Below are 14,414 nucleotides of genomic sequence, written 5' to 3'. Positions count from 1 at the left end.
ACCGTGCCATGGCTTTCGAAGCAATGTTCCAGCCGATCCAGATCGGCAAACTGACCATCCGCAACCGCGTACTCAGTACCGCTCACGCCGAGGTGTATGCCACCGACGGCGGGATGACCACCGACCGCTATGTGAAGTACTACGAAGAGAAAGCCAAGGGCGGTATCGGCCTGGCAATCTGTGGCGGTTCCTCTGTTGTGGCTATCGACAGCCCGCAGGAATGGTGGAGTTCGGTCAACCTGTCCACCGACCGAATCATCCCGCATTTCCAGAACCTGGCCGACGCCATGCATAAGCATGGCGCCAAGATCATGATCCAGATTACCCACATGGGTCGTCGCTCGCGTTGGGACGGCTTCAACTGGCCGACCCTGATGTCGCCGTCCGGTGTACGTGAGCCGGTGCACCGCGCTACCTGCAAGACCATCGAGCCGGAAGAAATCTGGCGCGTGATTGGCAACTACGCCCAGGCTGCACGCCGGGCCAAGGCCGGTGGCTTGGACGGCGTGGAACTGTCCGCCGTGCACCAGCACATGATCGACCAGTTCTGGAGCCCACGGGTCAACAAGCGTACCGACGAATGGGGCGGCACCTTCGAAGGCCGCATGAAGTTCGGCCTGGAAGTGTTGAAAGCCGTGCGCGCCGAAGTCGGTGACGACTTCTGCGTGGGCATGCGCCTCTGCGGTGACGAATTTCACCCGGACGGCCTGTCCCACGAAGACATGAAGCAGATCGCCAAGTACTACGACGACACCGGCATGCTCGATTTCATCGGCGTGGTGGGCTCGGGGTGCGATACGCACAACACGCTGGCCAACGTGATCCCGAACATGAGTTACCCACCGGAGCCGTTCCTGCACCTGGCAGCCGGTATCAAGGAAGTGGTCAAGGTTCCGGTGCTGCACGCGCAGAACATCAAGGACCCGAACCAGGCCACACGCATCCTGGAAGGTGGCTATGTGGACATGGTCGGCATGACCCGTGCGCACATCGCCGACCCGCACCTGATCGCCAAGATCAAGATGGGCCAGATCGACCAGATCAAGCAGTGCGTCGGTGCCAACTACTGCATTGATCGCCAGTACCAGGGGCTCGACGTCCTGTGCATCCAGAATGCCGCGACCTCCCGTGAATACATGGGCGTGCCGCACATCATCGAAAAAACCACCGGCGTCAAACGCAAGGTTGTGGTGGTCGGTGCCGGCCCGGCCGGGATGGAGGCTGCACGCGTAGCTGCCGAGCGTGGCCACGACGTGACCCTGTTCGAGAAGAAAGAATTTATCGGCGGGCAAATCACTACGGCGTCCAAGGCGCCGCAGCGCGACCAGATTGCCGGTATCACCCGCTGGTACCAGTTGGAGCTGGCACGCTTGAAGGTTGATCTGCGCCTGGGCGTAGCCGCTGATGCGGACACCATCCTGGACGTGCGTCCGGATGTGGTGGTGCTGGCAGTGGGCGGGCACCCGAACGTCGAGCAGAACGAACATTGGGGCGCGGCCGAAGGTTTGGTGGTGAGCAGCTGGGACGTGCTCGATGGCAAAGTCGCGCCAGGCAAGAACGTACTGGTCTACGACACCATCTGCGAATTCACCGGCATGTCGGTGGCGGATTTCCTTGCAGACAAAGGCAGCCAGGTCGAGATCGTCACCGACGACATCAAGCCAGGCGTGGCCATTGGCGGTACGTCGTTCCCGACCTACTACCGCAGCATGTACCCCAAGGAAGTGATCATGACCGGCGACATGATGCTGGAAAAGGTCTACCGCGAAGGCGACAAGCTGGTCGCCGTGCTGGAGAACGAATACACCGGTGCCAAAGAGGAGCGGGTGGTGGACCAGGTGGTCGTCGAGAACGGCGTGCGCCCGGATGAAGCCATCTACTACGCGCTCAAGGAAGGCTCGCGCAACAAGGGCCAGATCGACGTCGAAGCCTTGTTCGCGATCAAGCCGCAACCGTGCCTGAGCGAGGCGGGTGATGGGTACTTGCTGTTCCGTATCGGTGACTGTGTGGCGCAGCGTAATACCCATGCTGCGATCTATGACGCCCTGCGCCTGTGCAAGGATTTCTAAGCCAGCCTTGAACCAATGTGTACTCGGTCCAAATGTGGGAGGGGGCTTGCCCCCGATGGCGGAGTGTCAGTTGATGCAGCTGTAGCTGACCCACTGCTATCGGGGGCAAGCCCCCTCCCACATTCAGCGCCAGTTTCACAGTAGACCTGTGTGGTCTGTGGGAGCTTCACCATGTTGAATACCTTGCTGCCTATTCTCTTGTTTACCGCCCTGGGCCTCGCCGTCCTCGGCGCCCTGCGCCGGGTGAACATGTGGCGCCGTGGCCGTGCATCCAAGGTCGACCTATTGGGCGGCCTTTTGGCAATGCCCAAGCGCTACATGGTCGACCTGCACCACGTGGTTGCTCGCGACAAATACATCGCCAACACCCACGTCGCCACTGCCCTGGGCTTTGTGCTGTCGGCATTGCTCGCGATCCTGGTTCACGGTTTTGGCCTGCATAACCGTATCCTCGGCTACGCCTTGTTGCTGGCGTCGGTACTGATGTTTGTTGGCGCCACCTTCGTTTACCTGCGCCGCCGCAATCCGCCTTCACGCTTGTCGAAAGGCCCGTGGATGCGCCTGCCGAAAAGCCTGATGGCGTTCTCGGTGAGTTTCTTCTTGGTGACGCTGCCGGTGGCCGGGATTCTGCCAGCGGACTTCGGCGGCTGGCTGCTTGCCGCGTTGCTCGGCGTGGGCGTTCTGTGGGGCGTGAGCGAGATGTTCTTCGGCATGACCTGGGGCGGTCCGATGAAGCATGCCTTCGCCGGTGCCCTGCACCTGGCCTGGCACCGTCGCGCCGAGCGCTTTGGCGGCGGTCGCTCCACGGGCTTGAAACCGCTGGATCTCAGCGATAAAACCGCGCCCCTGGGCGTGGAAAAACCCAAGGATTTTACCTGGAACCAACTGCTCGGTTTCGACGCCTGCGTGCAGTGCGGCAAGTGCGAAGCCGCGTGCCCGGCGTTCGCCGCCGGCCAGCCACTGAACCCGAAAAAGCTGATCCAGGACATGGTGGTCGGCCTGGCCGGTGGCACCGATGCCAAGTTCGCCGGCAGCCCTTATCCAGGTAAGCCGGTGGGCGAGCACGGCGGCAACCCGCACCAACCGATCGTCAACGGCCTGGTGGACGCCGAGACCCTGTGGTCGTGCACCACCTGCCGCGCCTGCGTGGAAGAGTGCCCGATGATGATCGAGCACGTGGATGCCATCGTCGACATGCGTCGTCATCTGACGTTGGAAAAAGGCGCCACGCCGAACAAGGGCGCCGAAGTCCTGGAAAACCTGATCGCCACTGACAACCCGGGCGGTTTCGCGCCGGGCGGTCGCCTGAACTGGGCGGCGGATTTGAGCCTGCCGTTGCTCAGTGAGAAGAGTAGCTGCGACGTGCTGTTCTGGGTCGGCGACGGTGCTTTCGACATGCGTAACCAGCGCACCCTGCGCGCCTTCGTCAAAGTGCTGAAGGCGGCCAAGGTCGACTTCGCAGTCCTCGGCCTGGAAGAGCGTGACAGCGGTGATGTGGCGCGGCGCCTGGGCGATGAGGCGACCTTCCAGCTGCTGGCCACGCGCAATATCCAGACCCTGGCCAAGTACAGCTTCAAACGCATCGTCACCTGCGACCCCCACAGTTTCCATGTACTGAAAAATGAATACGGCGCTTTCAACGGCAACTACCGGGTACAGCACCACAGCACCTTCATGGCCGAGCTGATCGACGAGGGCGCGTTGAACCTGGGCCAGCACAAGGGCAATAGCGTGACCTATCACGACCCTTGTTATCTCGGCCGCTACAACGGCGAGTACGAGGCGCCGCGCCAAGTGCTGCGCGCATTGGGGATCGAGGTCAAGGAAATGCAACGCTCGGGGTTCCGTTCACGCTGCTGCGGCGGTGGTGGCGGTGCGCCGATCACTGACATCCCCGGCAAGCAACGTATCCCGGATATGCGCATGGAAGACATCCGCGAAACCGGTGCCGAGCTGGTGGCTGTGGGTTGCCCGCAATGCACGGCGATGCTTGAAGGTGTGGTCGAGCCCCGGCCATTGATCAAGGACATCGCTGAGCTGGTCGCCGACGCGCTGCTCGAAGACGCCGCGCCTGCCAAAGCCCCATTGAAGCGTGAACCTGCGGAGGTGCACTGATGAGCGACATTATCCGCCGCGACCCACGCGCTGAGTGGATCGCCCGCAACCGCCTGCACCCGCTGCATGCGGCCATGCAACCGGTGCAACACAGCTGGATGGGGCCTAACGGCGTCATCCGCAAGAACGTACATGGCGTTGGTTTTATCGGCCCCAATGGCATCAAGCGTATCGACCGCAGCGGCGTCCAGCAGGGTGGCGCGGCCAAGCGCACGGCAGCGGTGGAAGTGCAGTTGCCGCTGCATCAGGTGCCGGCACCTGCGTTTTACATCAACGTGGTGCCGGACATGGTCGGTGGCCGCTTGAGCAGCCATGACCGTGACTTGCTCGGCCTGGCCCGGCAATTGGCCGGCAGCGACGGCGCGGTGCTTGCGGTGGTATTTGGCGAACACAAGGAAAATGCGTTTGCCACCGCAGGCGTCGACCGCCTGTTGGTATTGGAAGGCCACGAACTCGACGGTTATTCACCGGAACAACGTGTGCAAGGTTTGCGCGCTGTGGATAACCAGTTCAACCCGCGTCACTGGTTGCTGCCGGACAGCCGCAGCGGTGGCGGCGAGTTGGGTCGGCGTTTTGCCGCCAGCCTCAAGGAGCGCCCGGCCACGCGGGTTTGGCAGATCAAGGGCGACGAGTGCATCGGCCGTGCCGGTGCGGGCCAGGAAGACTTGGCCCGCCCGCTGCCGCGCTTGATCCTCGCCGCCGCCGAATGTGCCGACCCCGTCAGTGAAACCCGTCACGAAGCCTTGCCCGTGGAGTTATCCACAAGTCTGGCTCGCAGCCTGCCGCGTATCGAAGACCTTGGCGCGGTGGCGGTGGACCCGGCGGCGATTCCGATGGCCGAGGCGGAGTTCATTTTCTCCGGCGGTAACGGCGTGAGGGACTGGGCGCTGTTCCACCAGACCGCCGCCGCCCTGGGCGCCACCGAAGGTGCGTCACGGGTAGCGGTGGACGATGGCTTTATGGCTCGCGATCGCCAGGTTGGCGCCAGCGGTACCTGGGTCACTGCTCGCGTGTACGTCGCTGTCGGCATTTCTGGGGCGATCCAGCACCTGCAAGGCATCGGTGCCTGCGACAAGGTGGTGGCCATCAACCTTGATGCGGGCTGCGACATGATCAAACGCGCCGACCTGTCGGTGATCGGCGACAGTGCCGCGATCCTGCAAGCCTTGATCGCGGCGGTCGAGGCATACCGCAACGGCGCCAAGCGCGATGCAGCTTAAGGATATGGCCATGACGACGAATGTAATCAGCCTGGTGTCCATCGGCGCCCACCCCACCTCCGGGCGCCCGCGCCGGGCGGAGCAGGACGCACGCGCGGTCGAGCTAGGTCTGCAAATGGCTGGGGATAAGTTGCAGGTGCTGCATGCCGGCAATGTGGGCGAACCGACGCTGCGCAGCTACCTGGGCATGGGTTTGTCGCAGCTGCATGTGTTGGAACAGCCTGCGGGCAGTGATGCCTTGCCGGTACTCAGTGAATACCTGCGCGATGCGGGCGCCCAGGTGGTGCTCGCGGGCAGCCAAGCGGAAACGGGTGAAGGCTCGGGCATGTTGCCGTTCCTGCTGGCCGAGCAACTGGGCTGGCCATTGATTGTCGGGCTGGCCCAAGTGGAGTCCATCGAAGGCGGTGTCGCCCATGTACTGCAAGCCCTGCCTCGCGGGCAGCGGCGGCGTTTAAAGGTGCGCCTGCCGTTTCTGGCGACGGTGGATAACGCGGCACCCAAGCCCCGGCAGAGTGCCTACGGCCCGGCGCAGCGCGGCGAATTGGCCGCCCATGAAGTCGAGGTCGAGCACGACGAGTTATTCACAGGCGCGCTGCTGCAACCGGCCAAGCCTCGGCCCAAGCGTCTCAAGGTGATCAAGGCCAAGAGCGGTGCCGACCGCATGAAAGCCGCCACGGCCAAGGCCAGTGGCGGCGGTGGTCAAGTGCTCAAGGGCCTCAGCCCGGAAGCGGGCGCCGAAGCCATCCTCAAGCTGCTCATAGAAGAAGGCGTCGTACGCTGATTCCTTGTGGGAGCGGGCTTGCCCGCGAAAGCGGTCTATCAGTCGACAAATGCGTTGACTGACACTACGCCTTCGCGAGCAAGCCCGCTCCCACATTGGTTTTTACGGTGTCTGTCGGATTACCCACAATCCCTGTTGACCCGTCTGTGGATAACCTGTTCGCGGTTGTCCACATCCCCTGTGAATCAAGCCCTCCAGCCCTCTGTACGAAAAACAACCAAGCTAACTGACGGTTTTTACTTGGGTTTTTCGCCGTTCCTGTGCATTTTCCCGAGCCGACTTGCCCCCATAGTCTGTTGGCGCTTCTGTGGATAACATGTTCGCTCTCGGCTGAAGCCCTTATGAATCAAGGCTTTCATTGGGCTGATCAAAATATGATCGATTTGGGTTTTTCGTCGTCTGAAATCCCTGGAAACCGCGATTTATGAAGGTTTGAGGTGGTTTTCCACAGCGTTCTCCGAGTTGCCCCCAAAGTCTGTTGGTGCTTCTGTGGATAAGGTGTTCGCGTACCGCTACAGGCCACGCAAGTCGTGGCTTTCATTGGGTTGGTTAATAAATGATCAAAACAGGGGCGGAGCGACTTACTTGAATAAGTCACGGATTTTATTCACTTAACTTCGACAGGGAGGTGCACTTGCCCACAATTGCTGTGGGTGGCTTTGTGGATAAGTTGTTGGGTAAAGGCTGGAGGGCAGGGTTTCATTGATCTCTATAAGAGATGGTCAAATTTTGAACGATGATGCAATTCAAATGTGGGGCTTGTGTGGGAGTCGGGCTTGCCCGCGATGCAAGCACCTCGGTCTGTCAGGCAGACCAGGGTGATGCTATCGCAGGCAAGCCAGCTCCCACAGCGGTCACTCGTGAACGGCCACGCCCTTGAGGTACGGCGCAGGTGCTGCCCCGAGGTTGCTCAGTATGCGCTCGCTGTACCAATCCACAAAGTTCACCACGCCGAACTCATAAGTCTTGGAGTACGGGCCAGGCTGGTAGGCAGTGGAGTTGATCCCGCGCTGGTTCTCTTCGGCCAGGCGACGGTCCTGGTCGTTGGTGGCATCCCACACTTGGCGCATGCGCTCCACGTCGTAGTCCACACCTTCCACGGCATCCTTGTGCACGATCCACTTGGTAGTGACCATGGTTTCCTGGGCACTGATAGGCCATACGGTGAACACGATGATGTGATCGCCCATGCAGTGGTTCCACGAGTGGGGCAGGTGCAGGATGCGCATCGAGCCCAGGTCAGGGTTCTTGATGCGGCCCATGAGTTTGGCGCAGCCTTGTTTGCCATCCATGGTCATCGACACGGTGCCCTTGAGCAGCGGCATGCGCACGATGCGGTTACGCAGGCCGAAGCTGGCGTGGGCGTAAGGAATCTTCTCGGCATCCCAGGCAGCGGCGGAGGCGGCCACGTGGTCCTTGAACGCCTGGTCGGCGCGCGGGTCGGTGACGTCGTCCCATTCCAGCAGGGTTTTCAGCAGTTCAGGGTGCGAGGCGTTGCAGTGGTAACACTCGCGGTTGTTTTCCAGCACCAGCTTCCAGTTGGCTTTCTCCATCAAGGTGGTGGTAATCGCCACCTTGGTGTTCTCCATGTCGTAGGGTTCCATGTAGTGGTTCAGCGTCGACAGGAAGTCATCGATGGCCGGAGGGTTCTGCGCCAGGCTGATGAAGATGTAGCCGCCAGCAGTCTTCACATTCACTGGCTTCAAGCCGTACTGCTTCATGTCGAAGTCGGCGCCCATTTCGGTGCCGGCGAACAGCAGGCGGCCGTCCAGTTCGTAGGTCCACTGGTGGTAGTGACACACCAGTTTGGCGACCTTGCCCTTTTCGCTGGTGCACAAGCGCGAGCCACGGTGACGGCACACGTTGTGGAACGCATGCACCACGCCTTCGGCGCCACGGATCACGATGATAGGGTTCTTGCCCACTTGCAGGGTCAGGTAGTTGCCCTTGGTGGGGATTTCGCAGGTCATGCCGGCGATCAACCATTCCTTCTGGAAGATCTCCTGCATGTCGATATCGAACAGTCGCTCATCAGAGTAGAACGGCTGCGGCAGCGAGAAAGTGCGCTCGCGCTCTTGCAGCATTTGCGCGGTGGCCTTGCGTGCGGGTTCCAGCGGATCGCCCAAGCTTAAGGTTGCGGTGACGTCCATCGTGTGTGTCCTCATGGCCATTCGGTGTGGCCGGCGAATAGTGGCTACGGTTGTACTACGCAAGGCGTAAAGAAAGCGTCGTTGTTGACGCTGAGTGTGGGGCCGGCGAACGCCAGAACCTTGTCCATTAGCGACATGGCCCACTCTGATCCCGACGCGCAACGCCCGTGGTATGGGGGCTGGTCGCGATAAGTATGTGAATGTCGCAGATAGGTAAATGGGCGGTTCTGGCGTTACGCAGAATCGCCACCATAAGGCCGACCTACGGCTACGGAGAACAACATGTCCAATAATTTCCTGAATCCGGTAACCACCCAGACCTGGGCCAATGGTCGGCACATCGTCCGTTGCGTCAAAGTCATCCAGGAAACCTGGGACGTGCGCACCTTCTGCTTCATGGCCGACCAGCCGATCATGTTCTTCTTCAAGCCGGGGCAATTCGTCACCCTGGAGCTGGAGATCGACGGCCAGCCGATCATGCGTTCCTACACCATTTCCAGTTCGCCGTCGGTGCCCTACAGCTTTTCGGTGACCATCAAGCGTGTTCCGGGTGGCAAGGTCTCGAACTGGCTGCACGATACCCTTCATGAAGGGCAAGAGTTGGCGGTGCACGGGCCGGTCGGGCTATTCAATGCCATCGACTTCCCGAGCCCGAAAGTGCTGTACCTCAGCGGCGGTGTCGGCATAACGCCGGTGATGTCCATGGCGCGTTGGTTCTACGACACCAATGCCAACGTCGACATGACGTTTATCCACAGCGCCCGCTCACCCAAAGACATCATCTACCACCGCGAGCTGGAACACATGGCGTCGCGGATTGATAACTTCAGCCTGCACCTGATCTGTGAGAAGCACGGGTTGGGCGAGCCTTGGGCCGGTTATCGCGGTTACCTGAACCACAAGATGCTGGAACTGATGGTGCCGGACTTCCTCGAGCGCGAAGTGTTCTGCTGCGGCCCTACGCCGTACATGAACGCGGTGAAACGCCTGTTGGAAGTCGCCGGTTTCGACATGGCGCGCTATCACGAGGAATCCTTCGGCGCGACGCCACCGGAAGCCCGAGCGGATGCGGTGGAGCAAGCCGAACAAGCCGCCGAGGCGCCGGAAATCGACCTGGCGGATCTGCATCAGGTGGAGTTCATCGCATCGGGTAAAAGTATCCGCGTGGCGCCCGGCGAAACGGTTCATGCGGCTGCGGCCAAGCTCGGTCTGTTGATCCCGAAAGCTTGCGGCATGGGTATCTGCGGTACGTGCAAGGTGATGAAGCTGGGCGGGGAAGTCGAGATGGACCACAACGGCGGGATCACCGAAGAGGATGAAGCCGAAGGCTACATCCTCTCGTGCTGCAGTGTGCCGAAGGGTGATGTGCGTATTGAGTTCTGAGGCTCAGTACAGCTCTGGCCGGCGATCCTGGTGAACGTGGTTGTGGGCACTGATTGACTTGTTCCCGGCCTGTTCCAGGGGCAGGTCAGCTACCAGTCGCTGTTCCTCTTGGTGTGAGGTCGCGCCGGCCAGCGGGTAGCCATCGGCGTCGACAATGACCGAGCCGCCCACCCAATTGACACCCCGTTCTTCGCCACAGCGGTCGCACGCGGCGATAAACAGGCGGTTGACCGCTGCATTGGCCTGAACCCGCACGATCTCTGCAGGCCGCTCACCTACGGGGCGCGGGCCGTCCGGCCAGTTCACCGGAGCGCAGAGCAGGTCGGCTTGCGCCAGCGCTGGCAGGCGCACCCACTCGGGCAGTTCGAGGTCGTAGCAGATCATCACGGCGATCCGCCCGACGCTGGTGTCGACCACCGGAGGTGGCGCATCGCCGGGGGTGAAGATGAGTTTCTCGCGGTCCCACAGGTGCGCCTTGCGGTACACGGTCAGCCGTCCGGTGGGCTCGACCAGTGCGGCACTGTTGGCCACTTGCCCCGCACTCAAACGTTCGCAAAAACCCGCGATGATGATGATGCCGAGTTCCTGCGCCAGGCTTTTCCATAACCCAAGAGTTGGACCGTCGAGTGTTTCGGAAGCCTTGAAGGCTTCCTCCCGGTCGCTGAATGCATAGCCGCTCTGGATCAGTTCCGGCAAGACGATCAATTGGGCATTGAGGCCGGCCGCTCCACGAATCGCACGCTCGGTCAGCGCTCGGTTGTAGTCGGCATCGCCGATACGCGGGGCCAGTTGATGGCAAACAACGCGTAGCTGTGTCACGACAAGTCTCCTTCCAGTACTCGCTCACTGGCTTGCATAGCTCGCGACTCGGCGGCGTGGTCGAGTCGGCGACTCATCAAGCAGTAAACCACTGCCGAGACCGCCAGGCCAACGACGAACGCAATATCGGCGCCGCCCAGCATCACGCTGATGGGGCCTTGATAAAAACCCAGCGACATAAACGGAACCATTGCCGCCAGGCCGAGGAAATACGCAATGAGCCCGGCGCTGGACCAGCGACCGTAGATGCCGGACGGGTTGAAAATGTCGCTGATGGCGTAGCGCCCTTTTCGTACGACGTAGAAATCCGCGAGGTTGACTGCCGTCCAGGGCACCAGGAAATACAGCATCAAGAGTACGAAGGTGTTGAAGCTGCTCAGGTAGCTCTCGGGGATGCTCAAGGCGATCATGAAAATGATTGCGGCCACCAGGCTGATCCCAACAATGCGGCTCTTGATCCTGGGTTTGATCGGGACAAAACCGTCAATGGCACTGATCCCGGTGAGCATCGCGCCGTAGCAGTTGACCGCCATGATGCCGACCAGCGCTGGCACTGCAATCAACACGGTAAAGGTGCCGAACCCAGGCAGCAGTTGGTTGCCCACGGCCTGCACACTGCCTATAGCGTCGGGCGAGGGCAGCGCCGAGGCCAGGAATGCCCCCAGCGACATCAGCCACAGTGCCGAGCCAGCAGCCCCCAGATAGGTCCAGATGATGACGCTGCGCGACGGCGTGTTATGGGGCAGATAGCGCGAGTAATCCGAGACATAGACGGCGTAGCTGATCTGGTAGCCCGCGGCAGCCGACAGTTGGATCAGGAATGCGGACCAGGAAAAGTGTGCGCCGAACACGGCTATATCGGCCTGCAGATGCAGGATGGCCGCGACGGTCAGGACCGCGAACACACTGATCATCACGTAGGTCAGCCAGCGTTGCACGGTGTGCAGCAGGTCGTGGCCGATCACAGCAATCACCACGGCCAGGATGATCATCAGCGCGTACCACGGGGCGCGGTTGCCAGGCAGCACGGTATTGATGGCATCGGTTGCCAGGATCACGTTGAACACGTTGAAACCGATGTATACGAAGACCACCGCGATAAACGGCACGATGGCGCCACGCAGGCCGAATTGGGCGCGCGACTGGATCATCTGCGGCAAGCCCATGCGCGGGCCCTGGTTGGCGTGGAAGGCCATGGCGAATGTGCCCAGGCACACGCCGATCACGATCGCCAGAATCGAGTACACCAGGCTCAGCCCCAAGGCGGCGCCGGTAAATCCGGTGACCATGGTGGTCAGTACGAAGTTGCCGGTGAACCAGAACGGTGCCTGGTGCCAGACTTTGCCATGACGTTCGTTACGTGGCACGTAGTCAATGGAACGGGTTTCGATTTTCAGCGTAGCGGAAGGCGGCGCAGCCGATCGGTTGGAGGGCGTGTTCATAGGCATCACTGTCTGTTTTTATTGAGTGAGATCACGCAGAGTCTTGTAAGTAAAAAAACTATTGAATCGGCATTCTCAAATAATCACTTCATGCGTTTCTGAACTTTCTACCTAAAGTCCTTTGCTACAAGGCTCGCATTACGTAACCGCTCTTTATTTCCAAGTGATATAGGGATTTTTCCTACAGACGTCTACGCTGAGCAGCGCAGCCGTCGTAGTCGCCCTTCGCATTGAAGCAGTAGGTGGACGTGCTTTTTTTATAAACCAAGGATGAATGCCATGTCTGCTATTCCCTCCCGTAGTAAGGGCGCTGTGCGCTTGCTTGCCAATGATGTCACTGCACTGATTCCCGACTTTCCTTTTCATTACCGCCGGTTTCTTGATACCGCTGTCACTAATCGCACGCAGTTGGCGCAGGTATCCGACCAGGCGTATGGCCGCCGGGTATTGATCGTCGGAGCTGGCGTCGCTGGCATGGTGGCGGCCTATGAAGCCATGCGCATGGGGTTGCATCCAGTAGTGGTAGAGGCCAGCGAGCGCATTGGTGGGCGGCTGTATTCCTACGTAGCAGGCGATCCTCAAGATCCCGCTAACAGTGTTATCTGCGAAATGGGGGCCATGCGCTTTCCTGTTTCAGGCAAGGCGTTGATGCACTATTTCGAGAAGGTTGGCATGACGGCCAACTCAGCGGATTTCCCTAATCCAGGTTCGGAAGCGACCCCAAGTACAGTGGTCGACTACCAGCAAAAACAAGTCTATTACGAACGCAATAAACTGCCGCCCGAATATGCCGAGATCGAGCGGTTGTTGTTCGAGGTGTTCCTTGAGAAGGACCCGATCAAGTTCACTGAAATGGAAGCGGCAATGTCCGAAGGCAGTATTGATCAAAACAGGATCAAGACCCTGTGGAACGCGATCTTGGATGCTGATTGGGACAATCTCAGCTTTTTTTCGGCGTTGGTCGAGAAGGCCGAATGGACGCGCCAGCAGATCGACCTGTTCGGGCAGATCGGCTTTGGCACGGGTGGCTGGAATACCGATTATCCGAACTGCTTTCTGGAGGTGTTACGGGTGCTGTATACCGGGCTGGATGCTAACCACAAGTTGATGTACGAAGGTTCCAGCGAGTTGCCGCGCCGACTGTGGGAGCGTAGCCCCGATAGTTTCAATGACCCCATGGCCCATTGGTCTGCGGGCACCACTGTCAAGAGCCTGAGCACCCAGGTGATCCCCCAGACGTTCAAGCAGGAGGTGCGGCAAATCATACGTCGGCCGGATGGCGAGTTCGACGTGTGGGTGTATGACCATAATCTGGGAAGCGAGCGTCAATACACCTTTCCTGCTGTGGTCTATACCCCTCACAAGCGGATCCTCGACAAATTCCGCTACATGGATGGTGCCGCCCGTTTCAACCAAATGAATGACCTGTTATCCCCAAAGGAATGGGAAGCGGTGATGTACACCCATTACATGCAGTCAGCAAAAATCTTCGCGCAAACCAAACGGCCTTTTTGGACCGATGTAGGGATTGATTTTCAATACAAAATGAGCGTGACCCTATCGGACCGAATCACCCGTGGCACCTACCTGCTGGACTATGCCCAAAGCCCTGGCCCTTACAGGGGGAGCGGCATGTTTTTGTCTTACACCTGGAATAACGACAGCGTCAAATTCCTGGGGGATCGCAGTGCGCCGCTGCCGTCCCACGTGGAAGTATGCACAACCCTACTGGACAGTGCGTATGCCCATCATCAGTTGGACCTGGCGGCTGAGTTCGGTATGACCAACCCCTTTGTTGAAATCAATTGGGAAGAGCAGCCGTTTTTTCTGGGGGCATTCAAAATGAACCTGCCGGGACAGTACGAGTACCAACGCTTGCTGTTTTCCCAGTTCATGCACGATGTGTCGAGCCCCAATCCCGATGGCTTCATTCTGGCAGGTGATGACGTTTCGTTTACGGGAGGTTGGGCGGAAGGTGCGGTGACAACAGCATTGAACGCCGTAAATAAACTGGCGGTGAAATTCAACGGAGGGACCTTTCCTGCAAACCGTGGCCCCATTGATGATTGGCAAGCGCTCCAGCCTAAGGCGTTGTGAGCGAAGTCACGTCAGTCCCGCGTCGCAGGTCATGAGTCTGCGACGCGGTCCTTAGCGATTAACGAACGTACAGGTTGACGACATAACGTTCGCCAGAGGCTGTCATTTCAAACTCTTTACCCGTAACGGTAAAGGTTCTGGATGGCTCGACGATGGTGTCGCCAACGTTCGCCAGCTTCCTCAGATCGTCCAGGCTGACGAGTGTGGCGTTGACGTCGGTGCGGAGTTGCGAATCAGTCGTGTAGCATTGAATTTCCATGATGTTGCCCTCTATAGGATTTCCATTTCCAGCCGACTATTCGGCAGGCAGTCAGCCCCGAAATAACGCGTCCGTTCGT

10 protein-coding genes are annotated in these 14,414 nt (G+C 59.7%); 6 read left to right on the top strand and 4 right to left on the bottom strand.

What is annotated here, in order from left to right:
* Window positions 1-8 precede the first annotated feature (8 nt).
* The 4 genes from dgcA (at window position 9) to etfB (ending at window position 6,185) form a co-directional block, all read left to right on the top strand.
* Complete coding sequence (gene dgcA / locus AC07V4_RS22550; RefSeq protein ID WP_431751819.1) at window positions 9-2,069, top strand: dimethylglycine demethylation protein DgcA; 2,061 nt, start codon at window positions 9-11, stop codon at window positions 2,067-2,069.
* A 171-nt stretch (window positions 2,070-2,240) separates the two neighbouring features.
* A complete protein-coding gene (gene dgcB, locus AC07V4_RS22545) occupies window positions 2,241-4,184 on the top strand; it encodes a dimethylglycine demethylation protein DgcB (RefSeq protein ID WP_492634900.1) in 1,944 nt (647 codons plus the stop codon).
* A complete protein-coding gene (gene etfA, locus AC07V4_RS22540) occupies window positions 4,184-5,404 on the top strand; it encodes an electron transfer flavoprotein subunit alpha (RefSeq protein ID WP_492634899.1) in 1,221 nt (406 codons plus the stop codon). Before dgcB ends, etfA begins: the two co-directional genes overlap by 1 nt.
* Before the next feature lie 10 nt (window positions 5,405-5,414).
* Window positions 5,415-6,185: an electron transfer flavoprotein subunit beta gene (etfB, locus tag AC07V4_RS22535; RefSeq protein WP_492634898.1), complete on the top strand. Its 771-nt coding sequence runs from the start codon at window positions 5,415-5,417 to the stop codon at window positions 6,183-6,185.
* Between the two features lie 854 nt (window positions 6,186-7,039).
* On the opposite strand, the gene gbca is transcribed toward etfB, so the two are convergent.
* Window positions 7,040-8,335, bottom strand: coding sequence for a glycine betaine monooxygenase oxygenase subunit (gbca, locus tag AC07V4_RS22530; RefSeq protein WP_492634897.1), 1,296 nt, complete (start codon window positions 8,333-8,335; stop codon window positions 7,040-7,042).
* Between the two features lie 282 nt (window positions 8,336-8,617).
* Here gbca and gbcB point away from each other — a divergent pair, with 282 nt between their 5' ends.
* Window positions 8,618-9,718, top strand: a complete 1,101-nt coding sequence (gene gbcB, locus AC07V4_RS22525; RefSeq protein WP_492634896.1) for a glycine betaine monooxygenase reductase subunit — start codon at window positions 8,618-8,620, stop codon at window positions 9,716-9,718.
* Between the two features lie 3 nt (window positions 9,719-9,721).
* Here the strand turns inward: gbcB and AC07V4_RS22520 are convergent, their stop codons facing one another.
* Entirely contained in the window at window positions 9,722-10,537 is an 816-nt protein-coding gene (locus tag AC07V4_RS22520; RefSeq protein ID WP_492634895.1) for a nitrilase family protein, read from the bottom strand.
* Entirely contained in the window at window positions 10,534-11,979 is a 1,446-nt protein-coding gene (locus AC07V4_RS22515; RefSeq protein ID WP_492634894.1) for a purine-cytosine permease family protein, read from the bottom strand. The genes AC07V4_RS22520 and AC07V4_RS22515 overlap by 4 nt, the downstream gene beginning before the upstream one ends.
* A gap of 279 nt (window positions 11,980-12,258) precedes the next feature.
* Between AC07V4_RS22515 and AC07V4_RS22510 the strand changes: the two genes are divergently transcribed.
* Window positions 12,259-14,076 carry a flavin monoamine oxidase family protein gene (locus tag AC07V4_RS22510; protein ID WP_492634893.1) on the top strand — a complete coding sequence of 606 codons (1,818 nt, stop codon included), beginning with the start codon at window positions 12,259-12,261 and terminating at the stop codon, window positions 14,074-14,076.
* Window positions 14,077-14,134: 58 nt separating this feature from the next.
* Here the strand turns inward: AC07V4_RS22510 and AC07V4_RS22505 are convergent, their stop codons facing one another.
* The gene (locus AC07V4_RS22505; protein ID WP_492634892.1) at window positions 14,135-14,335 is read right to left on the bottom strand and encodes a hypothetical protein; all 201 of its coding nucleotides are present in this window, start codon (window positions 14,333-14,335) and stop codon (window positions 14,135-14,137) included.
* Window positions 14,336-14,414 lie beyond the last annotated feature (79 nt).

It is taken from the genome of Pseudomonas sp. GW821-FHT03A09 (genome assembly GCF_059421065.1).
This window is presented reverse-complemented; position numbering and strand designations above follow the sequence as displayed.